The organism is Pseudomonas sp. B3G-3 (assembly GCF_028640915.1).
Taxonomy (GTDB): domain Bacteria; phylum Pseudomonadota; class Gammaproteobacteria; order Pseudomonadales; family Pseudomonadaceae; genus Aquipseudomonas; species Aquipseudomonas chlororaphis_I.
In genome coordinates this window covers 84618-107321 of record NZ_JAQZAB010000133.1, presented here as the reverse complement: position 1 = coordinate 107321, position 22704 = coordinate 84618, and the positions used below count along the sequence as shown (strand labels likewise).

Genomic DNA, 22704 nt, shown 5'->3' with positions numbered 1-22704 from the left:
CTCCTACAGAAGCACCTCGTACCTGTAGGAGCGAGCTTGCTCGCGATGAACGATAACGCGGTCGCCCGTCACAACACGTAGAAAAAGATCGCCACAAAGTGCAGCAAACTGCCGGCGATCACGAACAGGTGCCAGATCCCGTGGGCGTGGCGCAAACGGCTGTCGAGGGCGAAGAAGATGATGCCGACGGTGTAGAGCACCCCGCCCGAGGCCAGCCAGGCGAAGCCGGCGGGGCCCAGGGCCGCCAGCAGCGGCTTGACCGCCACCAGCACGATCCAGCCCATTACCGCGTAGATCACGATGGACAGGATGCGCGCCTCGGAACGCGGCTTGATCTCCTGCAGGATGCCGATCAGCGCCAGCCCCCAGACGATCCCGAACAGCGTCCAGCCCCAGGGCCCGCGCAGGGTCACCAGGCAGAACGGCGTATAGCTGCCGGCGATCAGCAGGTAGATCGAGAAGTGATCGACCTTCTGCATGATGCTTTTCGCCCGCCCGCGCACGCTGTGGTACAGGGTCGAGGCGCTGTACAGCACCAGCAAGGTGAAGCCGTAGATCGCCACGCTGACGATTTTCCACGGGCTGCCGTCGAGGCTGGCCAGCACCAGCAGCCAGATCCCCCCGACCAGTGCCGCAATCGCTCCCACCAGATGCGTCCAGGCGTTGAGTCTTTCCCCGTGATACATGTGTCACTCACCTCCCAAGGCGGAAAATCTGCGCAAGGCTCAGGCCTATAGCCTGAAAGCGCAATGTTTGCGAATAAAGCTATGGACGAAAAAACCTCCAGCCAAGTCATGACCCGGCAGGCACAATCGGAGCACTCGAATAAGAGCGCCCATCATGCTGATCGATGAAGAGTTGACCCTGAAAAAGCTCGAAGTGTTTCTGGCATTCATGCGCACCGGCAACCTGGCGCGTGCCGCCGCCGAGTTGCAGACCAGCAATGTCAGCGTGCACCGGGCCATTCACTCCCTGGAAAGCGCCCTGCGCTGCCCGCTGTTCAAACATGAAGGGCGCAACCTGACGCCGCTGGAAAGCGCCTTCGTCTTAGAAGAACGGGCGCAGAAGCTGATCCAGGACGTGCTCGAAAGCGTGCGCCTGACCCGCGAAGCCGCCGGGTTCTCGGCGGAACGCTTCAAGCTCGGTTCCCTGTACTCATTGACGGTGAAGACCGTGCCGCAGCTGATCATGGGCCTGAAGCTGCGCCGCAGCGAGCTGAATATCGACCTGATCCTCGGTTCCAACATCGACCTGTTGTACAAGCTGAAGAACATGGAAGTCGACGCGATCCTGGTATCGCTGGACGACAGCGTCAGCGACCCGGACTGCGAGCAGATCCCGCTGTTCTCCGACGACATCTTCCTCGCCACGCCAGCCGACTCGCCGTTCGCCCAGCAGGCGGAAGTCGACCTCAGCGATGTGCGCGACGCGACCTTCATCACCCTGACCCAGGGCTTTGCCACCCATCAGGACGGTGTGCGGGTGTTCAAGCAGGCGGGGTTCGAGCCGAAGGTGGCGATGCAGGTCAACGACATCTTCACCCTGCTGAGTATGGTCAGCTCGGGGGTGGGCTATGCCCTGCTGCCGGGAAGGATTGCCGCGGTGTACGAAAACCGCGTGAAGCTGATTCCGCTGCAGGCGCGCTACCGGCTGCAACAGCATATCGGCGTGGTATTCCTCAAGGCCAAGGAGCGCGACCCGAACCTGCTGGCGCTGCTGGCGGAGTGCCGGATGTATGCCAATCGGCAAGACACATAACGCGCGGTGTTTACAAGAACGCTATCGCGAGCAAGCTCGCTCCTACAGGAGATCACACCGTACCTGTAGGAGCGAGCTTGCTCGCGATGAGGCCAGCCGCCCTACCCCACCAACCCGCGCACGATGAAGAACAGCAACGAAGGCCCGAGCAGGCAACCCAGCCCGGTATGGAAGGTCGCGGTCAGCGCGCCGTAGGGCACCAGGCGCCGATCGGTCGCCGCCAGCCCCGCGGTCACCCCGCTGACGGTGCCGGCCAGGCCGCCGAAGACCATCGCCGAACGCGGGTTGTCCAGGCCCATCCAGCGCGCCGCCATAGGCGTGCCGACCATCACCAGGATCGCCTTGATCAGCCCCGTGGCGATGGACAGCGCCACCACATCGGAACTGGCGCCGATCGCCGCCCCGGTCACCGGGCCGACAATGTAGGTCACCGCGCCGGCGCCGATGGTGGTCATGCTCACCGCATCGCGATAGCCGAAGGCCCAGGCGATGCTCGCGCCGACAATGAACGGCAGCACCGTGCCGAGAAACAGCGCGATGGCGCCGATCATCCCGGCCTTGCGCGCCTCGGTGGCCTGCACTTCGAAGGCCGTGGCGACAATCGCGAAGTCCCGCAGCATGGCGCCGCCCATCAGGCCGATGCCGGAGAACAGCGCCAGGTCCGCCAGGCCCTTTTGCCCACCGGTGATGGTGCCGCCGACCCAGGCCAGCACCAGGCCGATGACGATGGCAATGGCCGAACCGTGTACCCGGCCGAACGTCAGGCGCTTGGACAGCAGCACCGAGACCCACATGATCACGCCGACGAAGGCGAAGGCGGTGACCAGGCCGTTGTGTTCCAGGCCTTTCTCGATCAGATCCCACATATCAGCGCCCCCCTGCCGCAGCGGCGCCAGGGGCGACACTGTCCGGTTCGTCCGGCAACGGTTCGCCTTTGTTGGTGCGGCTAATCAGGGCGATGGTGCCACCACAGAGCAGCACCGAACCGATGGCCGCCAGTACCGCCACCGGGCCGCCGTGCAGGGCGGTCACCACGTTCTGTTGCGCGGCCATCGCCACCACCACCGGGATGTACATGGCGCCCCAGAAGCCGACGCCCATCTCGCAGTCCTTGGTCATGCCACCGTGCCTGTGCATCCACAGCCGCGCGCAGATCAGCAGGATCATGGCGATGCCCACCCCGCCGACGTTGGATTTCACCCCCAGCAGGACGCCGAGCATGTCACCGATAATCACCCCTGCCAGCGTACAGATCGCCAGCAGCGCCACACCGTAAATAATCATTGTTGTAGTCCTCAAAGTGCATCGTCGAAGTTGTTGTTCTTGTGCTTCGCCAGCTTGAGTCGGTGTCTAGGGTTGGCGGCTTCCCTCCTCACGCAACAGCGCTTGCAGGGTGTCGAGCCGGGCACCGTCACAGGCAATCACGGTGCCTTGCTCGAACACCCGGCGCGCCAGAGCGGTCAACACCGCACCGGGCGGCAGTTCGATCTGTAGCCGCACGCCGCGCTCGTAGGCGCTTTGCACGGTGCCGCGCCAATCCACCACCCGGCACATGTTGAAGGCCAGGTCGTCGCGCAACTGCTCTGGCGTGCGCAGCGGCCGCGCGCGGCTGCCGCTCAGGTAACCCAGGCGCGGCGGCTGCAGCGTCACCCTGGAGAAGGCCACGGCCAGGACCTGGGCCGGCTGCTCCAGCAGCGGGCAATGGGACGGCACGCTGACCGCCAGGCGCTTGGCCACCCCGACCCCGCAACCCCGGGCCAGCTCGGCAACCTGGGCCATGGCAGCATCGCTGCCAGCGATCACCACCTGGCTATCGGCATTGATATTGGCCAGGTACACCGGGTTGTCCGGGCGGTGCACCCGGGCCAGCAAGGCCTCCACCGTCGCCAGCTCCAGGCCGATGATCGCGGTCATGCCATAACCCTGTGGATAGGCCTGCTGCATCAGCTCGCCGCGCAGGCTGACCAGACGCAGCGCATCGCCAAAATCCAGGGCCCCGGCCACCACCGCGGCGGGATAGGCGCCAATCGACAGGCCCGCCACGTAATCCGCGCCCGGTCCATTTTCCAGCAGCACCCGGGCATTGGCCACGCCGGCGATCAGCAGGCACAGCTGCACCGCCCGGGTACTCGCCAGGGCCTGGGGCGAATCCAGGGCCAGGGCATCCTCGCCCAGGACTTCGCTGGCCTGTCGCAGGCAGGCGTCCGCCAGGGCGCTGGGCGGCAGGCGATGCAACATCCCCGGCTGCTGCGCGCCCTGGCCTGGAAACACCAGCAGGCTGCTCACGCCACCTGCTCCAGGGCCTGCCACGGATCGCTGACCAGACGCGCGCCACTGGCGCTTTTCAGCAGCACCCGCGCCGAAGTCCCGGCCCACTCGCGCAGAGCCACGGCGCCGTTGGGTGTCTGCAATTGCAGGTCCACCGGGCAAACGGCGGCGTCGAGCAGTGCCAGCAATGCCCGGGCCTCGGCCCGGTCCATGGGCTGCGCAGTGCGCAGGATCAGGTCCAGGTCGCTCTGCCGATGCAGCGCCGGCACGCCGCTGGCCAGTTCAAAACCGGCGCTGCCGCTGACACCCCAGGCCAGGCCAAGGGAATCCAAAGGTTCACGCAACCGGGCCAGTGCCTGGAGCGCTGGCCAGGCCCGCTCCGACTCGACATAACGCAGCTCTTCCGGCCGCACCCGGCGCTCGATGGCCGCCACCGCCATCAGCGTCCCGTAGCGCTGCTCGCGCAGCCGCCCACGCACGCCCACCGCCACCTGCCCGGCCGCGGCCACCGCACGACGCACCACCACCGGTTGCCCGGCAGCCATGGCCGTCACCGCCCAGGCCGGGGCATCGGCGGGCAACTGTTGCGGGGTCAGGCCCCACAGCAGGTCATGGGGCAGCAAGGCGCTGGGCATGGCGCTCACCATTGCTCGCGCAACAGCTGACGGACCCGGCTGGAGGCGCCGCGGTTGCTGGCCCCCAGGCGGCCCGACAGATCGCGGCCGTGGGCGCGCACATCGGCAATCGCCTGGCTCAGGCACTGCCGCACCTGGTTCAGGTCGTCGGCAGTCGGCTGTTCGATCTGGCTGACCGAGAGGGTCTCCCAGAGCAGGCCGAGGCTGGCATAGTTGTCGATGTCATAGGCCATGGGCGGCACGCTGGCCGCCAGGGCCTCCAGTTCCTCGACACTGCGCAGGGTGACCCGCGCCGCCGACACCTTGCCCATGGCGTGCACCATCACCCCCGGATCGCGCAGGGCGATCAGGCGGTTGGCCTGGTAACCGTGGGCCAGGAAGGCCCCGGACATGGCCTTGCCCACCAGCAGGCCGATCACCGGATGCCCGGCCAGCCGGGCCCGGGCATAACTGTCGGCGGCCGCGGCCAGGGCCTGATGAATGCCCAAGGCTTCTTCGCGACGCCCATAGGCCTGGCTCGGCACATCGACTATGGCGATCAGCCCACGCTTGACGCTCTGCTCGCGGTCGGCCTCGATCGCCTCGTCCACCGCCTTGGCCAGGCCCCAGCCTTCCAGCAGGCCGACCTCACCGTTGCGGGCGCGCACAAAAGGGTTGGCCGGGTCGGCGACCACGGCGATAAACCGCACCGGCTGCTGCTCCAGCGTGGCATCCGCCACTTTCAACGAGGCGGGCAAACCCGCGACCGGGACAGCGCCCGCGCTCAGGGCCGTGAACCAATGCAGGCCCCGCAGGGAATAAACACTCATCAGTGGTCTCCTCGGTACAGCTGGCGAACCGTCGCCGGGTCGATCTGTGGGTGGGCGTCCAGCCGGGCCAGGCGTTGCAGGTACAACTCGGCCTGGCGGCTGCGCTGCTCGTCGGGCAACCCCTGGGCCAGCAGTTCGCCGACCTGTTGGCGGATCTGCGCCACGTCGTCGGCCACATAACGGTCCGCCAGGCCGCTGGCGAAACGCTGCTCGCCGCCGGTCAGGCTCCAGATAAAGGGCCGGTCGCGGGAGTCGTATTCCTCGAGGCCAGCTTCCTGCTCGATCACCTGCGGGCCGTTGAGGCCCAGCCGCGCCTCCTGGGTCACCAGCAGATAACTGCACAGCCCGGCGGCAATCGACATGCCGCCAAAACAGCCGACGCTGCCGGCCACCACGCCTATCACCGGCTGGTACTGGCGCAGGTCGACGATGGCCGCATGAATGTCGGCGATCGCCGCCAGCCCGAGGTTGGCTTCCTGCAGGCGCACGCCGCCGGTTTCCAGCAGCAACACGGCGCGGGTAGGAATGCCCTTGCGGTTGTCTTCGGCCGCCAGCTCCAGGGCGCCGGCAATCTTCGCCCCGCCGACCTCGCCGAGGCTGCCGCCCTGGAACGCGCCTTCGATGGCGGCGATCACCACCGGCAGGCCGTCGATGCGGCCCTTGGCGATCACCACACCGTCATCGGCCTGGGGCACCACGCCCTGGCGGGCCAGCCACGGCGACATGACGCGCTGGAACGGATCGAGCAATTCGCGAAAGCTGCCGGCGTCGAGCAGGGTCTTGGCCCGCTGCCGGGCGCCGAGTTCGACGAAGCTGTGTTTGTTGAGCAAACGGGCGCTGTCAGTCATGGCCGATCTCCTCGAAACCCTGCTCCAGGCGCAAGCGCACCACGCCGGGGGTGGCGCCAAAATCATGGATATCGATGCTCAGGGCCGGCGGCGTCTGGCCGTCGAACATGCGCTCGAACAGATGCTGCCAGCGCGACGCGCTACCGTTGACCGAGGTCTGCACCTGAATGCTCAGCTTGCCGGGTTGCCCGGGTTCGAGCAGCACTTCCAGGTCGCCGGAGCCGACACAGCCCACCAGCGCCCGGCCCCGGGCGGGTTGCCCGGCGGGAAATTCGAAAGACAAGGTTTCCATCACACTGCTCCCTGGATAAAGGCGGCGCCGGAGGCGATCCGGTCGATCAGCAGGCAGGCCGCGAGCAAGTCCGCGGCGCCACCGGGCGAGGCATTCAAGGCCAGCAGGCACTGGTCCAGTTCGTGCAGGCGGCGACGCCCGGCCAGGCTGGCGCTGCCACCGGAATCGAGTACCGCCTGGGCGCCCTGCTGCATGGCCTGCAGGCCCGCCTCGCCAGCGCGATAGAGCACGCAGGTGTCGGCCAGGCCGGTCATGATCGCCAGCAGCGCATCGAGCCGGGCGTTCTGTTCGCCATGCCCCTGGGCCCGGCTGCGTTCGAGTTGCGGCAGGCCCCGTTGCAGCGCAGCCGGAAAGCCCAACTGGGCTTCTTCCCGGGCGCCACGCACGCCATAGCGCAGCGCCACTTGCGCGCCGTGGCTGAGGGGCCGCGGCGCGTAACGATCGTCCAGCAGCGCCAGGCGCGCGGCTCGCAGGCACAGGGCGCCTGCCGTATTGGCTTGAGGTTCCAGCGCGGCGGCGGCCACCAACAGGCCCAGGGCCCAGATCGCGCCACGATGGGTGTTCACCCCGTTGGTGGTAGCGAGCATCGCCGCTTCGCCTTCACGGCCGATGCGACCCAGGGCCTCGCGCAGGGGCAGGCCGACCGTGCCGAACTGGCTGGCGGCTTCGGCCATTTCCTTGAAGGCTGGCCACAGCGACAGGGCCGAGGCATGCATCAAGCCCAGGTGCAGGTCGCTGTGGGCGCCGTTACCACGACGGTCGACCAGGGCCGGTTTCGGCGACAGGTCGGCTTCGTCGATCAGCGCGTCCACCGCCAGGTCCGCCAGGCGCTCGGCCAGGCTCAGGGGTTTGCTTTGCAGGTTGAAGGCGTGCATTTACCAGCTCCTGAACTTGGCGGGCGGGTTGTACAGGCCACCCGACCACTCCACCAGATCGGCGACGCTTTTTGCCGCCAGCAGCTCGCGGCTGGCGTCGGTGCGGCGGATGCCGAGGTCTTCGGGCAGGGCGATCAGGCCTTCGCGGCGCATGCGCGCGGTGTCTTTCGGGTTGTGGCGCAGGCCGATGGCGGTCACCCCGGCCACCGCCGCGATCATCGCCTGGCGCTCTTCCAGGGAACGCGCCTTGTACAGGTAGGCGATGCCCTCCTCGGTCAGCAGGTGGGTGACGTCGTCGCCGTAGATCATGATCGGCGCCAGGGGCATGCCGCTCTTGCGTGCCACTTCCACGGCGTCGAGGGTTTCGACAAAGGTGGGTTTGCCGCCTTCCTGGAAGGTCTCGACCATCTGCACCACCAGCTTCTTGCCGCGTTCGAGCATGGCCGCCGGCGCGTCGCTCTGATCCTGGCGCATATCCAGCCAGGCCGGGGTGCCGTGGCGCCGGCCGCGCGGGTCGTGGCCCATGTTCGGCGCACCGCCGAAGCCGGCCAGTCGGCCGCGGGTCACGGTGGAGGAATGGCCATCGCCATCGACCTGCAGGGTGGCGCCGATAAACAGGTCCACCGCGTATTGCCCGGCCAGCTGGCAGAACATCCGGTTGGAGCGCAACGAGCCGTCGCGCCCGGTGAAGAACACATCCGGCCGCGCGGCGATGTAGTTTTCCATGCCCAGTTCGGTGCCGAAGCAATGCACGCTTTCCACCCAGCCGCTTTCGATGGCCGGGATCAGGGTCGGGTGGGGGTTGAGGGTCCAGTTGCGGCAGATCTTGCCTTTCAGGCCCAGGGATTCGCCGTAGGTCGGCAGGATCAGCTCGATGGCCGCGGTGTTGAAGCCGATGCCGTGGTTCAGCGACTGGACCTTGTGTTTTTCGTAGATGCCGCGGATCGCCATCATCGCCATCAGCACGTGCACCGGCTTGATATGGCGCGGGTCGCGGGTGAACAGCGGCTCGATGTAGAACGGCTTGTCGGCCACCACCACGAAATCGACCCAGGACGCCGGGATATCCACCCGCGGCAGCTCGCTGACGTCGTCCACCAGCTGGTTGACCTGGACGATGACAATGCCATCGCTGAACGCCGCCGGCTCGATCAGCGCCGGGGTGTCTTCGGTGCTCGGGCCGGTATAGATGTTGCCCGCGCGGTCGGCCATAAAGCCGGCCGAGAGCACCACGTTGGGGATCAGGTCCACCACCAACCGCGCATAGAGCTCGATGTAGGTATGGATCGCGCCGATTTCCAGCAGGCCGTCTTCCAGCAGCTGGCTGATGCGCAGGCTCTGGGTGCCGGCGAAGGAGAAATCGAGCTTGCGGGCGATGCCGCGTTCGAACAGGTCCAGGTGCTCCGAACGGCCGACGCTGGGCATGATCATGTGCAGATCATGCAGGCGGCCCGGGTCGGCCTTGGCCAGGGAGCGGGACAGGAAGTCCGCCTGCTTCTGGTTGTTGCCCTCCAGCACCACACGGTCGCCGGGCAGGATCAACGCCTCCAGCGCCGCGACTATCTTGTCGGTGGGCAACACCGCGCCATCGGCGAGACCCCGCACCTGCTCGAGACGCCGCTGCTTTTCAGCGCGCCGCCGCGTCCAGCGCGAGTCGGGGGATATTGTTGTTGTCATGCTCACTCCACGGGTTCGCTGTCGTGGCAGCTACCTTAGGAGCGGAGGATGCAAGGCATCAATCAAGCAGAGTGGTGGATCGTTACGGTGAGGGTAATGATCAGGGGCGCAGGCCTTCCCACCCACGCCCCATAAACAACCTTGCGCTTAACCTTCGAGCCGCCACTGCAATGCATCCAACGCATCGCAGCCATCCTGCAACAGCAAATGGGCCGCATTGACGATGTGACGCATGTCCTGGTCGTGAACACCCTTGAGGCTCAGGCAGTTGAGGCTGTGCATCAGGTCGCGGGTGGCCTTGAAGCGCTGGACGGCACAGCCGTGCAGGTCGGATGCCGGGGCGTTGGGGTTGAGGTAGAGCACCGTGGTGGTGAGATTGCTGTGTAGCGGGATGAACTCAGTCATGGGTCTAGCTCCTTGGCCGGTCGAGAAACAGGTTAAACAGCAGTTCCATACTTGTCTGTGCACGACCGTAAGTGAGAAAAGACAGCCCCGTCTTTGGAGACGTCTATAGGTCCGTGAACAAATTCGACCGGCTAAGATCGGCCACCGATGCGTCGGTGACAGCCCGGACTATGGAGCCTGATATGCCTCCCAGCAATCGGCAAACTGTTGCCACTCTCTACGACTGAAATCTCTGTTAATACCCCAGCCCCCGTGTAGCCGCTGCCGAGCCATGGCGAGGCTGCGATCGACCGCGTAGCGGGCGCAAAGCAGACGCCAGAGCAGGTCAGCTATACCGCGTCGCCAGATTTACGGGGCTACGCCCCGATCGCAGCCTGCGGCAGCGGCTACAGGGTTTCGCGTCGACCGGCAGGTCGCGTTTGGCTTTTGATCTTGATCTACCCGCCCCATCGGGAGGCTTCGTTCCGGTGTTCATCAGGGGGATGGCGCGCAGCGCCCCTCGACGCAGTCGAGGACATCGTATGGAGGTCGAAGCGAAGCCGACCGGAGTCGATGCCCCCCTGATGGACACCGGAGCGAGGGAACCTGAGCGCAGCGAAGGCCGTACGCAGGGGCAAGACCTTTTGGTTACTTTTGGCTGGGCCGGCATTCCGGGCGTTTGCCAAAAGTGACCCGCCGTAAGGGCGGAACCCTAAGTAGCCGTGACCGCAGAAACGGATATGTACACCGTCCAAAAAATGCAGCGCCAGCACGGACGCCATCGCGGGCAAGCCTCGCTCCTACAGATCAGTGGCGTCCCATCAGTCCCAAATAGGGAACGATCAAGCCGCTCGACAGGGCCTAAGACAACCCCGCCTTCACCAGCATCTCCTCCAACCCCAACAGATCCGGAATCTTCGCCACCTGCTCCCCCACCTGCACCGCAGCCTTTTCCAGCCGGCACAGCGGCACGTCGACGTAGCTCAGCTGGCTGTCGAGCCGGCAGGAGCGCGGGATGCCCTGGATCACCAGGGCGATGAACTTCAGGCGCTCGCGGCCACCCAGGGTGTTGAGCACCACGATGCGGGCGCGTTCGCCGATGGCGAGGGGCTGCCCGCAGGCAGCCTCGAAGCTGATCAGCGGCAACTGACGGTCGCGCCAGGCCACGGAGCGCAGGTACCAGGGCGGCGCGTCGCTGGCGGGTTCGCCGCGCTGGTAGTCGATCAGTTCGGCCACCGCGACGTTGGGCAGGATCAGGGTGCGGTCGGCCAGGGGCAGCAGCAGTCCGGTGAGGAAGCTGGCGCGGTAGTCATGCATGGGGTCTGCTCCACTGGGCGATGCTCTCCAGCAGCACCGACTCCTGGTAAGGCTTGCCGAGGTAGTCGTTGACGCCGATGGCCATGGCTCGGTCGCGGTGTTTCTGGCCGGTGCGCGAGGTGATCATGATGATCGGCAGCTGTTGCAGGCGTGGGTCGGCGCGCACCTGCATCGCCACCTCGAAGCCGTCCATGCGTGGCATTTCGATGTCCAGCAGCATCAGGTCCGGGGTGTGCTCCTGCAGCAGCGCCATGGCGTCGACCCCGTCCTTGGCAGTCAACACGTTCATGCCGTGGCGTTCCAACAGGCGGCTGGTAACCTTGCGCACCGTCACCGAGTCGTCGACCACCAGCACCAGCCTCGGCCGCAGCGGTTCGACCTCGGGGCTCACTTCATCGCCGACCGCCATGCGTGGCACCGGCAAACGCGTTTGCAGGGCGCGGATATGCGCCAGCAGATCGAGGATCAACACCACCCGGCCATCGCCGAGGATGGTCGCGCCGGACAGCCCCTGCACCGCCGCGAACTGCGGCCCCAGGCTCTTGACCACGATCTCCCGGCTGCCGGCCATGGCATCCACCTGCACAGCGATCCGGTGTTCGTTGTAATGCACCAGCAGCACCGGCAGCGGCAGGCTCTGCCCCAGCAATTTCGGCCGGGCCACGGTGTGCAGCAGCTCGCCGAGGTAGCACAGCTCATAACGCTGGCCGGCGTATTGGTAATGGGGCGAGTCGAGCTGGTAGTAGCTTTCCAGTTCGTGGGGCAGCACCCGGACGATGCCCTCGATGGTGTTCAGCGGGATCGCGTACTGCTCCTCCAGGCACTGCACCATCAGCGCCCGGTTGACCGACAGGGTGAACGGCAGGCGAATGCGGAAATGCACGCCCTGCCCCGGGATCGAGTCGATGGTCATCGAGCCGCCGAGCTGGCGCACCTCTTCATGGACCACGTCCATGCCCACCCCGCGCCCGGAAATCTGGGTGATTTTTTCCGCCGTGGAAAACCCCGGCTGCATGATGAACTGCAGCACATCGCGGTCGCTGATCTCGACATGGGGGGCGAGCAGGCCACGCTTGATCGCCTTGCGCCGCACCGCCTCCAGCGGCACCCCGGCGCCGTCGTCGCGCATGTCGAAGACGATATCGCCGCCTTCGTGGGACAGGTCCAGGGTGATCCGCCCCTGCTCCGGCTTGCCCGCGGCGCGCCGCACTTCGGCGGACTCCAGGCCATGGTCGACGGCGTTGCGCAGCATGTGTTCCAGGGGCGCGACCATGCGTTCCAGCACGTTACGGTCCATCTCACCCTCGGCGTTGCCGACGCTGAATGACACGTCCTTGCCCAGCTCCTCGGCCACCTGGCGGACGATGCGCTTGAGGCGCGGCACCAGGCGCTCGAACGGCACCATGCGCGTGCGCATCAGGCCTTCCTGCAGCTCGGTATTGACCCGCCCCTGCTGCTGCAACAGGTTTTCCGCGTCCTGGTTGCGCCGGTCCAGAGTTTCCTTGAGGTCGAGCAGGTCGGACGCCGACTCGAACAAGGCCCGCGACAGTTGCTGCAACTGCGAATGGCGGTCCATCTCCAGCGGATCGAATTCCTCGTACCCCAGGCGCTCGGCCTCGACCTGCTGGCGACTGAGGATCCGCCCCTGGGTTTCGGTGTCCAGGCGACGCAACTGGTCGCGGATGCGCTCGATGGTGGTTTCCATTTCGCTCAGGGCCACCCGCGCATCGTTGACCTGTTGCTCGATGCGCCCCCGGAAGATCGAGGTTTCCCCGGCCAGGTTGACCAGGTCGTCCAGCAGCTCGGCCGAGACCTTGACCATATCCCCGGCCACTGCGGCCTCAGCCGGTACCGCTGGCGGTTCGGGTTTGCTCGGCGGGCTAAGGTCGGGCAGCAACAGAGGCGGCGCTTCGGCCTGGGCCGGATGGGTGAAGCCGCGAATCGCCTCGATCAGGCTGTCGGCCGGTTTGATCGGTTGTTCGGCACGGGCGGCGTCGAGCATCTGCGCCAGGCGGTCCTGGCTTTTCTGCAACAGACCGAACAACGCCGGTGTCGGTTGCAGCAGGCCCGCGGACAGACCTTCGTAGAGAAACTCCAGTTCATGGGCCAGGTCGCCGATCGGCGCGATCTCCACCATGCGCGCGCCGCCCTTGAGGGTGTGCAGGTCGCGCAGCAGGGTTTCCACTTCCTGACGGCTGGTCGGCTCGGCCTGCCAGCGCGTCAGCGCCGCGCCCGAACTGTCGAGAATGTCGAAGCCTTCTTCGAGGAAGATCTCCAGCAGCTCCGGATCGTGGGCCGCAGAATCGTCGGCCACCGCCGCCTCGGGCATTTCAGTGGTGACCCCGCTGCGCTGGCGAAAACCGCGGATCGCTTCGATCAGCGCCTTGGGATCGCTCAGCGCTTGCTGCGCCTGCAACTGCTGCAACAGCAGCGCCAGTTGCTCGTGGCTGCGTTGCAGCAGGTCGACCAGGGCCTCGCCATGCTGGTAACGGCGATCCACCAGGCCTTCGTAGAGGTTTTCCAGTTCCTGGGCCAGGTCGCCCACCGGGCCGACTTCGGCCATGCGCGCGCCGCCCTTGAGGGTATGCAGGTCGCGTTGCAGGGAAGACAGCGGCGCGCCGTTGTCCGGGTCGGCCAGCCAGCGCTGCAAGGCCTGGCCGGCGCTTTCGAGAATATCCACCGCCTCTTCGAGGAAGATCGCCACGATTTCATCGTCCGGTCCCTCCACCTCGATCGGCGCTTCCTGCTCCATCTTGGCGGTGGCGCTGGCCAGATCGGTGATGCTCAGGGTGCGGCTGCCGTCGCTGCGGATCAGGCCCATGGCCGACGGGTCGAGGCTTTCCTCGAGCAGTTCGCGCAAGGCCCGGACCATGGCCGGTTGCGGGCTGATTTCCTGGCCGGCGGCCAGTTCGTCGAGCATGTTGATCAGGGCTTCGTGGGCGTTTTCCGCCTCATGGAAAAACCGCTCGCCGACCGCCAGGCTGCTTTCTTCCACGGCGCCGTACAGGTCCAGCAGCGCCTCGCACAGCTCGTCCATCGGCTGCAGGTCCGCCAGGTGCGCGCCTTCGCCGAGGGTGGTCAGTTCGTCCAGCAGCGCACTGAGTTCCTGGCGCTCGCCGGGGTGCTGCTGCCAGCGGCGCAGCAGGTTTTCGGCATCCAGCAGGATGTCCATGCCCTGGGCCAGGAAGCTGCTGATCAATTGCGCATCGCGCTTGACCCGCAGCCCGGTATTGGGCGCGTTGAGCAGGTTTTCCAGGCGCTCGGCGGTCAGCGCCTTGACCCGTTCGATCAGGTCGGCGGCGCCTTCGATGGGTGCCAGCGGGTCGCTGCCCAGCTGTTGCAGGCCACGGCGGAACAGGCCTTCGGCTTCCAGCAGCAGCTCGACTTCGTCCAGGTCCAGGGCCATCAGGTGCGCGCGGTATTCCCGGGCCAGCAGGTCCAGCGGCGCCGCCAGCTCGGCGATCGGCAGCACGCCGGCCATGTAGGCGCTGCCCTTGAGGGTGTGCAAGGCGCGCTGCAATTCGTCGCTGGCCTGCAAGGGCAAGTGCTCGGCAGCTTGCTCGAGAAAGCGCTTGATGCTCTCCAGATGGGTTTCGGCCTCGTTGCGGAAGATCTCCAGCAACTGCGGATCGAGCCCGTCCTCCGGCTCGTCTACCGACGCCGTTTCGCCCTTGGCCAGGGCGTGCGCCCAGGCAGCCAGGCGGTCGACATCGTCGCGCTGGCGCTGGGCCTGGGCGGCGAACTCGGCGACCAGCTCCGGCAGCAGCTGCAACACCTCTTCGAGCAATTGCCGCACCTGCGGCCCTGGCTCCACGCTGTGTTCCAGGACACGGTTGAGCAGGTTTTCCACGGCCCAGGCCAGTTCGCCCAGCACCAGCGCGCGGACCATCCGCCCGCTGCCCTTGAGGGTATGGAAGGCCCGGCGGATTTCGCCCAGCGCCGCCTTGCCATGAGGGTCGGCGGCCCAGCGCGGCAGGTACTCGCGCAGCACGTCGAGTACTTCGTCGGCCTCTTCGAGGAAGACTTCACGCAGCTCGTCGTCCACCGGCGCTTCATCGCCCGGCGGCGGCAACAGGCTACCCGGTGTGTCCAGCGCCGGCGGGTTGAGCGCCGAGACCGGGCTGGCCAGCACATCGGCCAGGGACTGCACCACTTCCGGGTTGTCCAGCTCCTGCAGGTCCTGCATCACCAGGGCCTCGTTGGGGCTGAGCACATCGCTGAGCAGCGGCACCTGTTCGCTCGCTACCCACTCGTCCGGTGCCTGCTTTTGTGGCACATAGCCCAGCGCCGCCAGGCCCTGCTCGGCCACGTCGAGAATCTTTTCCCCCGGCGCCTGGTGATCGTCGCTCAGGCGCTCCAGGTAATACTCGATGCTGGTGATCACATCGGCCAGATTGTCCAGCTGCTGCCAGCCGGGCTGGCGCGGATCCAGCAGCAGGTGTTCGCGCACAAAACCATTGCAGGCTTCCAGCAGGCCCGCCGCCCGGCTCAGGGGGATCATCGCCAAAGCGCCACGCACCTGGGTCAGCAGCTCTGGCAGCGCCTGCAAGTGTTCGCGGTCCCAGCCGGCGTCGATGTAGTCGACGATCAGGTCCTTGGCCTGTTGCAGGCAGATCCGCGCCTCCTTGATCACCAACTGGTGGATCTGGGTCAGGTCGGTGGTCGGCAGGCGGCTCTCTTCGCGGCTCTCGGGCTCGGCCGGGCCGATCATGCCGGCCAGGGTCGCCTCCACATAAAGCAGCGCCCCGGCCACATCCATCAGCACCGCATCATTCGGTTCGCGCTGGCCCTGGGCCAGGCTCAGCACCACCGCCAACTGGTCGATGATGACCTTGCGCGGCTGGCCGAAACCCAGCACCGCCAGGGTGTCGGCGATCTGCCGCAGAGGCGCCAGCAGGCTGTCCAGGTCCGACGCGTGCTGGCGGTCGCTGCGCACGAACAGGTCCAGGCGCTCCTTGACCCGCACCAGTTCCTCGCACAGGGCCGACAGCACCGAGCGCATGGCGTCGCGGTCGGGGCCGGCCATGCGGGCCCGTTCCTGGTCGACCAGCGCATTGTCGGGCAAAGCGTCATCGAGTCCGTAAGCGTCTTTCATGGTCTGCATCTGCGCGGTGGGATAGCGGGCCTTGGCGATGTAAAACAACAGGCTTTTGAGCAATTCTTCGGGGGCTGGCTGGTTGATTCCGGCGATGCCCTGTTCATAGAGGCGCTTGAGCTCGCGGTCGGCATCCTTGAGCAGGCTGCGCACCGCCGGGCTGTTGGCGATCGCCCCGCTGCCCATGCCTTCCACCAGGGCCAGGGCGATCTGCCACAAGGGCCCCAGCGGGGCGTTCTGGCACAACACCTGGAGGCGTTCGAAGACCTTGGCCATGTAGCCCAGGCTGTTTTTCACATCCTGTTCGCGCAGCAGGTCGACCAGCGCGGTTTGCAGCATGTGCCGCAACTTGCGCAGCAGGATGGTCAGGTCGGGGGGCGCCAGGCGGTTCAGCGTCGCCTCGTCCAGCGCCGGCAGGTCCGGCAGTTGCGGGCTGAACAGGCTGGTTTCGCTCAGCAGGCCTTCACCCCGGGCGCTGCGCAGGTCGTTGAGCAGCGGCAAGACCACCAGCGGCAGGTCGCGACGCGCGCTTTGCACCCGATCGAGGTACTGCGGCAACTGGCTGATGGCTTGGCGCAACAGGTAGATCGCCTCGTCGCGCTGGGCCACGCGGTACTCGCGCAGGGCCAGGGTCAGGGCTTCCATTTCTTCGGCGAGCAGCGCCGCGCCATAGAACTCGACCATCTGCAGGCTGCCGTGGACCTGGTGGATGCAATCCAGGCACTGGTCGAGGGCCTCCACCGCCTGCGGCTCGTCGACCAGGTGATCGAGCGCCTGGTGGGCCTGCTTCAGCGTTTCGGCAATTTCGCCCTTGACCCATTCCAGGGCCACATAGTCGTGCCGATCACCCATTACCATTCCCATCAAAGTCGTGCTCCGGCCTCAGCGGTTTTCCCGCGGCGTCTGCTCGCGACTGGCCGGCAAGGTGAAACCGGACACCGAGCGCCGCAGCTGGCTGGCCATTTTCGCCAGGTTGCCGATGCTTTCGGCCGTCGCGGTCGAGCCGGACGAAGTCTGTGAAGTAATCTGCTGGATCACGTTCATGGTCAAGGATATCTGTCCGGCCGACGAAGTCTGCTGCTGGGCGGCGTTGGAGATGCTCTGGATCAGCGCCGCCAGGGTCTTGGAGACGCCTTCGATTTCTTCCAGGGCCACCCCGGCATCCTGCGCCAGCCGGGCGCCACGCACCACTTCCGAGGTGGTCTGCTCCATGGAGATCACCGCCTCGTTGGTGTCGGTCTGGATCGCCCGCACCAGGGTCTCGATCTGCCGGGTCGCCGCCGAAGAACGTTCCGCCAGGCGCTGCACCTCATCGGCCACCACCGCGAACCCGCGCCCGGCATCCCCGGCCATGGAAGCCTGGATCGCCGCGTTGAGCGCGAGGATATTGGTCTGGTCGGCAATGTCATCGATCAGGCTGACAATGTCGCCAATTTCCTGGGAAGACTCGCCCAGGCGCTTGATGCGCTTGGCGGTGTCCTGGATCTGCTCGCGAATGTTGTCCATGCCGTGGATGGTGTTGTGCACCACCTCGTTGCCCTTGTTGGCGATCTCCACCGAACGCTCGGCCACCGCCGAGGACTCGGCGGCGTTGGCCGACACCTGGTCGATGGACTGGGCCATTTCGTTGATCGCGGTGGAGGCTTCGGAAATCTGCTGGGCCTGATGCTCCGAGGCTTCGGCCAGTTGCATGGCGGTGGCCTGGGTTTCCTGCACCGCGCCGGCGACCTGGCCGGCGGTGAGGTTGATGGTCGCCACCAGGTCGCGCAGCTGGTCGACGGAATAGTTGATCGAATCGGCGATGGTGCCGGTGAAGTCCTCGGTGACCGAGGCGGTCACGGTGAGGTCGCCGTCGGCCAGGTCCTCGATCTCGTCCAGCAGGCGCATGATCGCGTTCTGGTTGCGCTCGTTCTTCTCCGCGGTCTCGTGCAACTGGCGATTGGTTTCCCGCACCATCACCAGGCCGATCAGGATGATCGAGGCCAGCGCCGCCAGGCCCAGGACATAACCGCCGATGGTGTCCAGCGAACGGCCACCGGCCAGGTTCTCGAAGCCGATGGCCAGGTGCGAGGCTTCATCGAGCAGGGTTTGCGACAGGCTGAAGATATTGCTCGCCGATTCGCGGACCTGGAACAGCTCAGGGGAGGTTTCGAGAATTTCGTCCACCGAGCCGGAGACGAACTGGAACAGCTCGCTGATCTCAGTCAGGCGCGCCCGCGCATCGCGGTCCTCGACCTGGCTGATCTTCAGGGTCGGGTTGCCCTGGAGCATGCCGCTCAGCACCTGGCCGAAGCGCGCCGCGTCACGGCCAAAGGCGTCGGCGGCCTGCACCGCGTTTTCGTCGCCGGCCAGCACGGTATTCACCGCACCGAGAATGCGCTCGGCGAGCAGCGACTGGCGTTGCGCCATGGCCACCTGGGCGGCCGGAGCGCCGCGCTGCAGGAGGATTTCCACGACCTTTTCATACTCGACCTGCAACTGCGGCACGGTTTCCGCCAGGGTCGCGGCTACTTGATGCAAAGACAGCACGGTCTGTTCGCTGGCCAGGATCGCGTCGGCGTTGTGCAGCAGCTTGTCCCAGTCCTGCTGCACCGCATGCATTTCCTTACGCACCGCCACCGGCGCGGCGGGCAGCCCGGTGGCCGGGTCGCCTTTTTTCAGGTAACCCCAGCGCTGGGCGAAATCGTTGCGCGCATCGCCCAGCAGCTTGAAGGCCGCGGCCTTGCCCGCCGCGGCTTCCGTGGCGTTCTTGGCGATGCGCTGGGACAGCACCCGCAGCTCGCCGGCATGGCCGATGTACTGCTTGTCGTAAGTGGCCTGGGTGTTGAGGTAAGCGAAGTTGGCGAACAGCAGCATGATGAACACGATCAGGGCGATGAACAGCACGATGATCTGCGAGCGGCTGCGCGATCCTTCCATTGGCTTGCCTGGGTTGGCTTTTAGCATCTGCACACCTGAATTCCGGTTGTTCTGTTGCCCGCGCAATGGGCGGCGCGGTTCTGCAGGTTCATCGCGCACTATTCATCGCGAGCAAGCCTCGCGCCTACAGCGCCACATCCAGGAACCCCGGCGACTGCGCCAGGGCGAAGGGACTGAAGACCCACCAGACCTGCTCGCAGGGGAAATACCCGCGCAGGTACGGCGTGATGGCGCCCTGTTCGCTACCGCTGGCAGCCATCTTCAGGCTGCTCTGCTCGAAATGCTGCATGCCGGCCACCTCGTCCACCATCAAGCCGGCGAACACTTCCTTGTGCTCGACCACCAGCACCCGCCGCTGCTTGCGCAGCGCCGACAGCTCATGACCGAAGAAGCCGCACAGGTCCATGATCGGCAGTAGCCGTCCGCGCAGGTTGGCCACGCCCTTGACCCAGGGCTTGACCCCGGGCAGCAACGTATAACGCGGCTCGTGCAGGACTTCGCTGACTTCGCCCATCGGCGCCACATACCAATGCTCGCCGATGCGAAAGCCGATCCCGCTCCAGCCGTGCTGGCGGGTTTCCTGGGAAGGCAGGTCGGCCGCCAGCAGGCGGCAGCGCTGGTCGATCTCGAGCAGCAGTTCGAAGGCGGTTTGCGACTCGGCCATGGCGCGGGCGGTCAGCCGGCCAGGACGTTGTTCAGGGTCTTGATCAGGGTGTCTTCGTCGACCGGCTTGGTCAGGTAATCCTTGGCGCCCTGGCGAGTGCCCCAGACCTTGTCGGTTTCCTGATCCTTGGTGGTGATGATGATCACCGGGATATGGCTGGTTTCCGCGTCCTTGGTCAACTGACGGGTGGCCTGGAAGCCATTGAGGCCGGGCATGACGATGTCCATCAAGACCGCGTCGGGCTTTTCCTGGCGCGCCAGGGCCACGCCGTCGGCGCCGTTTTCGGCCTTCAGGACTTCATGGCCATGCTTTTCCAGCATGCCGGTCAGTTTGTACATTTCAGTCGGCGAGTCATCGACGATCAGAATACGAGCCATGGTCTTCCCCATACGAATAGGCGTGCGGCCCGCTGGCCGGACCTCAATGTGCTTGTTCTACTGCGGCGAACCCCGGCACATGGGCCTTGATCGCGCTCAGCAGCTCTTCCTTGCTGAAAGGCTTGGTCAAAAACTGGTCAGAGCCGACGATGCGACCCTTGGCCTTGTCGAACAGACCGTCCTTGGAGGACAGCATAATCACCGGTGTGGACTTGAACGCGCTGTTGTTCTTGATCAGTGCGCAGGTCTGATAGCCATCGAGCCGCGGCATCATGATGTCGACGAAGATGATGTCCGGGTGGTTGTCGGCGATCTTGGCCAGGGACTCGAAACCGTCGACCGCGGTAATGACTTCACAACCCACATTCTTCAGCAACGTTTCGGCCGTGCGGCGAATCGTCTTCGAATCATCGATCACCATCACCTTGAGGGCGCTGGATTGCTGTTCCATATCTGCTCTACCATCGCCACAGCGAATCGATTTTCTGCCCGTACTGGTGGCCAATGCCTCAAGCCCTTGATGTTCAAGGCCTGAGCACGGCATGCGAGCCTTTTTAGCATACTCTCCCCATGCAATCTATCGGCCGGCCGGCGCGGTGGTTTTTCCTTGACCGGGAACCGCCCGAGCGCCACTCTGACGCCACTTTTTCAAGCCATTGCGCCCACTAATTTTCGAGGAAACCGCCCATGAGCGTTCGCGTCGGGATTGTCATGGACCCTATCGCCAGCATCTCCTACAAGAAGGACAGCTCGCTGGCCATGCTGCTGGCCGCCCAGGAGCGCGGCTGGACCCTGTTCTATATGGAGCAGCGCGACCTGTACCAGGCGACCGGTGGCGTGGCCCGGGCGCGGATGCGTCCGCTGAAGGTGTTCGCCGACCCGCACAAGTGGTTCGAGCTGGAGGCCGAGACCGACAGCGCCCTGAGCGAGCTGGACGTGATCCTGATGCGCAAGGACCCGCCGTTCGACATGGAGTTCGTCTACTCCACCTACCTGCTGGAGCAGGCCGAGCGCGACGGCGTGCTGGTGGTCAACAAGCCGCAGAGCCTGCGCGACTGCAACGAAAAGCTGTTCGCCACCCTGTTCCCGCAGTGCACGCCGCCGACCATCGTCAGCCGTCGCCCGGACGTGTTGCGCGAATTCGCCGACCATCACGGTGACGTGATCCTCAAGCCGCTGGACGGCATGGGCGGCTCGTCGATCTTCCGTCACACCGCCGGCCACCCGAACCTCTCGGTGATCCTCGAAACCCTGACCCAGCATGGCAAGCAGCAGATCATGATCCAGGAGTATCTGCCGGCCATCGTCGATGGCGACAAACGCATCCTGATGATCGACGGCGAACCTGTGGATTACTGCCTGGCGCGGATTCCCGCCCACGGCGAAACCCGTGGCAACCTCGCCGCCGGTGGCCGTGGCGAAGCCCGGCCGCTGACCGAGAAAGATCGCTGGATCGCCGCACAGGTCGGCCCGACCCTGCGCGAGAAAGGCCTGCTGTTCGTGGGGCTCGACGTGATCGGTGAGCACCTGACCGAAATCAACGTCACCAGCCCGACCTGCATCCGCGAGATCGACAACGCCTTCGGCACCAATATCGGCGCAATGCTGATGGATGCCATCGAGAAGAAGCTGCAAGCTGCGAGCCGCAAGCCACAAGCTTGACGGCTGTCGCATGCAGCTTGTCGCTTGAAGCTCGAGGCTTACGGCTTGAAACCAACATTGCGTTATCATGCGCCGCCTGTGAAACCCGCAATGTTGGTCTTGTGAAGTTTTTTGTGATGTTGAACCGCTGATGACTGTTGTGAACCGCTGATGGCTCTCCCTTCCGATCTGCCCCCCGAGCTGGCCCACAGCGGCGTGCGCCCGGCCGATCGCCTGGGATTTACCCTGTTCCTGGCCGCCCTGCTGCATATCGCGCTGATTCTCGGCCTGGGTTTCTCCTTCGCCGAACCCAAGCAGATCAGCAAGACCCTGGAAATCACCCTGGCCACCTTCAAGAGCGAGACCAAGCCGAAGAAGGCCGATTTCCTTGCCCAGGAAAACCAGCAAGGCAGCGGCACCCTGGAGAAGAAGGCGATCCCGAAGACCACCGAAGTGGCGCCGTTCCAGGAAAACAAAGTCAACAAGGTCACCCCGCCGCCTCCGGCCAAGACCGAAGTCAAGGAAGCCGCACCCAAGGCCGCGGTCGCCACCACCGCGCCGAAGCCGAAAAAGACCGTCACCAAGCGTGAAGAGGTCAAGACCGAGGCCAAACCCAAGGTTCCCGTGCCGACGTTCGACAGCGAGCAGCTGTCCAGCGACATCGCCAGCCTGGAGGCCGAACTGGCCCAGGAGCAGCAGTTGTATGCCAAGCGCCCGCGCATCCACCGCCTGAGCGCGGCCTCGACCATGCGCGACAAGGGCGCCTGGTACAAGGACGAGTGGCGCAAGAAGGTCGAGCGCATCGGCAACCTCAACTACCCGGAAGAAGCCCGGCGCAAGCAGATCTACGGCAACCTGCGGCTGATGGTCTCGATCAACCGCGACGGCTCGCTGTACGAGGTGCTGGTGCTGGAGTCCTCCGGCCAGCCGCTGCTGGACCAGGCGGCCCAGCGCATCGTGCGCCTGGCGGCGCCCTTCGCGCCCTTTACCGGCGACCTGTCGGATATCGACCGGCTGGAGATCATCCGCACCTGGAAGTTCGCCCGCGGCGACAGGCTGTCCAGCAACTGATTCCAGGGCGAAGCCATCCGCCCAGCCTTATCGCGAGCAAGCTCGCTCCTACAGGGACGGGGCAATACCTGTAG

At 65.6% G+C, this 22704-nt stretch carries 20 protein-coding genes; 3 read left to right on the top strand and 17 right to left on the bottom strand.

Features of this window, described 5'->3' with window-relative positions; translation table 11 throughout:
* Positions 1-68: 68 nt before the first annotated feature.
* A complete protein-coding gene (gene trhA / locus PVZ80_RS30620) occupies positions 69-686 on the bottom strand; it encodes a PAQR family membrane homeostasis protein TrhA (protein ID WP_053281257.1) in 618 nt (205 codons plus the stop codon).
* A 154-nt stretch (positions 687-840) separates the two neighbouring features.
* Here trhA and PVZ80_RS30615 point away from each other — a divergent pair, with 154 nt between their 5' ends.
* Positions 841-1758, top strand: coding sequence for a LysR family transcriptional regulator (locus PVZ80_RS30615; protein ID WP_009051295.1), 918 nt, complete (start codon positions 841-843; stop codon positions 1756-1758).
* Between the two features lie 101 nt (positions 1759-1859).
* Here PVZ80_RS30615 and madM read toward each other — a convergent pair whose 3' ends face one another.
* From madM to pilG, 16 genes are all read right to left on the bottom strand, one after another.
* Complete coding sequence (madM, locus tag PVZ80_RS30610) at positions 1860-2624, bottom strand: malonate transporter subunit MadM (RefSeq protein ID WP_009051296.1); 765 nt, start codon at positions 2622-2624, stop codon at positions 1860-1862.
* Between the two features lies 1 nt (position 2625).
* On the bottom strand, positions 2626-3042 hold the full coding sequence (gene madL, locus PVZ80_RS30605; RefSeq protein ID WP_028684174.1) for a malonate transporter subunit MadL: 417 nt from the start codon (positions 3040-3042) through the stop codon (positions 2626-2628).
* Between the two features lie 66 nt (positions 3043-3108).
* Positions 3109-4044 (bottom strand): malonate decarboxylase subunit epsilon, encoded by a 936-nt coding sequence (gene mdcH, locus PVZ80_RS30600; RefSeq protein WP_273864957.1) that lies wholly within the window; start codon positions 4042-4044, stop codon positions 3109-3111.
* Positions 4041-4661 (bottom strand): malonate decarboxylase holo-ACP synthase, encoded by a 621-nt coding sequence (locus PVZ80_RS30595; protein WP_273864956.1) that lies wholly within the window; start codon positions 4659-4661, stop codon positions 4041-4043. The genes mdcH and PVZ80_RS30595 overlap by 4 nt, the downstream gene beginning before the upstream one ends.
* 5 nt (positions 4662-4666) lie before the next feature.
* A complete protein-coding gene (gene mdcE, locus PVZ80_RS30590; protein ID WP_273864955.1) occupies positions 4667-5470 on the bottom strand; it encodes a biotin-independent malonate decarboxylase subunit gamma in 804 nt (267 codons plus the stop codon).
* A complete protein-coding gene (locus tag PVZ80_RS30585; RefSeq protein WP_273864954.1) occupies positions 5470-6318 on the bottom strand; it encodes a biotin-independent malonate decarboxylase subunit beta in 849 nt (282 codons plus the stop codon). Before PVZ80_RS30585 ends, mdcE begins: the two co-directional genes overlap by 1 nt.
* Positions 6311-6610 (bottom strand): malonate decarboxylase subunit delta, encoded by a 300-nt coding sequence (locus tag PVZ80_RS30580; protein ID WP_007932573.1) that lies wholly within the window; start codon positions 6608-6610, stop codon positions 6311-6313. Before PVZ80_RS30580 ends, PVZ80_RS30585 begins: the two co-directional genes overlap by 8 nt.
* A complete protein-coding gene (locus PVZ80_RS30575) occupies positions 6610-7485 on the bottom strand; it encodes a triphosphoribosyl-dephospho-CoA synthase (RefSeq protein WP_273864953.1) in 876 nt (291 codons plus the stop codon). Before PVZ80_RS30575 ends, PVZ80_RS30580 begins: the two co-directional genes overlap by 1 nt.
* Positions 7486-9162 (bottom strand): malonate decarboxylase subunit alpha, encoded by a 1677-nt coding sequence (gene mdcA, locus PVZ80_RS30570; RefSeq protein WP_009051303.1) that lies wholly within the window; start codon positions 9160-9162, stop codon positions 7486-7488.
* A 147-nt stretch (positions 9163-9309) separates the two neighbouring features.
* Positions 9310-9567, bottom strand: coding sequence for a hypothetical protein (locus tag PVZ80_RS30565; protein ID WP_273864952.1), 258 nt, complete (start codon positions 9565-9567; stop codon positions 9310-9312).
* Between the two features lie 840 nt (positions 9568-10407).
* On the bottom strand, positions 10408-10863 hold the full coding sequence (locus PVZ80_RS30560; RefSeq protein ID WP_009046013.1) for a chemotaxis protein CheW: 456 nt from the start codon (positions 10861-10863) through the stop codon (positions 10408-10410).
* Entirely contained in the window at positions 10856-16810 is a 5955-nt protein-coding gene (locus PVZ80_RS30555; protein ID WP_273864951.1) for an Hpt domain-containing protein, read from the bottom strand. The genes PVZ80_RS30560 and PVZ80_RS30555 overlap by 8 nt, the downstream gene beginning before the upstream one ends.
* A gap of 30 nt (positions 16811-16840) precedes the next feature.
* Positions 16841-18904, bottom strand: coding sequence for a methyl-accepting chemotaxis protein (locus PVZ80_RS30550; protein ID WP_009051306.1), 2064 nt, complete (start codon positions 18902-18904; stop codon positions 16841-16843).
* 97 nt (positions 18905-19001) lie between these two features.
* Entirely contained in the window at positions 19002-19541 is a 540-nt protein-coding gene (locus PVZ80_RS30545; protein WP_016704857.1) for a chemotaxis protein CheW, read from the bottom strand.
* 11 nt (positions 19542-19552) lie between these two features.
* Positions 19553-19918, bottom strand: a complete 366-nt coding sequence (gene pilH, locus PVZ80_RS30540) for a twitching motility response regulator PilH (protein WP_007953328.1) — start codon at positions 19916-19918, stop codon at positions 19553-19555.
* A gap of 43 nt (positions 19919-19961) precedes the next feature.
* Entirely contained in the window at positions 19962-20369 is a 408-nt protein-coding gene (gene pilG, locus PVZ80_RS30535; RefSeq protein WP_009051308.1) for a twitching motility response regulator PilG, read from the bottom strand.
* A gap of 236 nt (positions 20370-20605) precedes the next feature.
* On the opposite strand from pilG, the gene gshB reads away from it, so the two are divergent.
* Both gshB and PVZ80_RS30525 read left to right on the top strand, forming a co-directional pair.
* Positions 20606-21580: a glutathione synthase gene (gene gshB, locus PVZ80_RS30530; RefSeq protein ID WP_009051309.1), complete on the top strand. Its 975-nt coding sequence runs from the start codon at positions 20606-20608 to the stop codon at positions 21578-21580.
* A 150-nt stretch (positions 21581-21730) separates the two neighbouring features.
* On the top strand, positions 21731-22630 hold the full coding sequence (locus PVZ80_RS30525) for an energy transducer TonB (RefSeq protein WP_124300696.1): 900 nt from the start codon (positions 21731-21733) through the stop codon (positions 22628-22630).
* Positions 22631-22704 lie beyond the last annotated feature (74 nt).

What these genes read in the sequence shown, in the direction of transcription:
- trhA (WP_053281257.1), bottom strand. Translation starts at nt 686, where the DNA reads ATGTATCACGGGGAAAGACTCAACGCCTGGACGCATCTGGTGGGAGCG.
- PVZ80_RS30615 (WP_009051295.1), top strand. Translation starts at nt 841, where the DNA reads ATGCTGATCGATGAAGAGTTGACCCTGAAAAAGCTCGAAGTGTTTCTG.
- madM (WP_009051296.1), bottom strand. Translation starts at nt 2,624, where the DNA reads ATGTGGGATCTGATCGAGAAAGGCCTGGAACACAACGGCCTGGTCACC.
- madL (WP_028684174.1), bottom strand. Translation starts at nt 3,042, where the DNA reads ATGATTATTTACGGTGTGGCGCTGCTGGCGATCTGTACGCTGGCAGGG.
- PVZ80_RS30595 (WP_273864956.1), bottom strand. Translation starts at nt 4,661, where the DNA reads ATGCCCAGCGCCTTGCTGCCCCATGACCTGCTGTGGGGCCTGACCCCG.
- mdcE (WP_273864955.1), bottom strand. Translation starts at nt 5,470, where the DNA reads ATGAGTGTTTATTCCCTGCGGGGCCTGCATTGGTTCACGGCCCTGAGC.
- PVZ80_RS30585 (WP_273864954.1), bottom strand. Translation starts at nt 6,318, where the DNA reads ATGACTGACAGCGCCCGTTTGCTCAACAAACACAGCTTCGTCGAACTC.
- PVZ80_RS30580 (WP_007932573.1), bottom strand. Translation starts at nt 6,610, where the DNA reads ATGGAAACCTTGTCTTTCGAATTTCCCGCCGGGCAACCCGCCCGGGGC.
- PVZ80_RS30575 (WP_273864953.1), bottom strand. Translation starts at nt 7,485, where the DNA reads ATGCACGCCTTCAACCTGCAAAGCAAACCCCTGAGCCTGGCCGAGCGC.
- mdcA (WP_009051303.1), bottom strand. Translation starts at nt 9,162, where the DNA reads ATGACAACAACAATATCCCCCGACTCGCGCTGGACGCGGCGGCGCGCT.
- PVZ80_RS30565 (WP_273864952.1), bottom strand. Translation starts at nt 9,567, where the DNA reads ATGACTGAGTTCATCCCGCTACACAGCAATCTCACCACCACGGTGCTC.
- PVZ80_RS30560 (WP_009046013.1), bottom strand. Translation starts at nt 10,863, where the DNA reads ATGCATGACTACCGCGCCAGCTTCCTCACCGGACTGCTGCTGCCCCTG.
- PVZ80_RS30555 (WP_273864951.1), bottom strand. Translation starts at nt 16,810, where the DNA reads ATGGGTGATCGGCACGACTATGTGGCCCTGGAATGGGTCAAGGGCGAA.
- PVZ80_RS30550 (WP_009051306.1), bottom strand. Translation starts at nt 18,904, where the DNA reads ATGCTAAAAGCCAACCCAGGCAAGCCAATGGAAGGATCGCGCAGCCGC.
- PVZ80_RS30545 (WP_016704857.1), bottom strand. Translation starts at nt 19,541, where the DNA reads ATGGCCGAGTCGCAAACCGCCTTCGAACTGCTGCTCGAGATCGACCAG.
- pilH (WP_007953328.1), bottom strand. Translation starts at nt 19,918, where the DNA reads ATGGCTCGTATTCTGATCGTCGATGACTCGCCGACTGAAATGTACAAA.
- pilG (WP_009051308.1), bottom strand. Translation starts at nt 20,369, where the DNA reads ATGGAACAGCAATCCAGCGCCCTCAAGGTGATGGTGATCGATGATTCG.
- gshB (WP_009051309.1), top strand. Translation starts at nt 20,606, where the DNA reads ATGAGCGTTCGCGTCGGGATTGTCATGGACCCTATCGCCAGCATCTCC.
- PVZ80_RS30525 (WP_124300696.1), top strand. Translation starts at nt 21,731, where the DNA reads ATGGCTCTCCCTTCCGATCTGCCCCCCGAGCTGGCCCACAGCGGCGTG.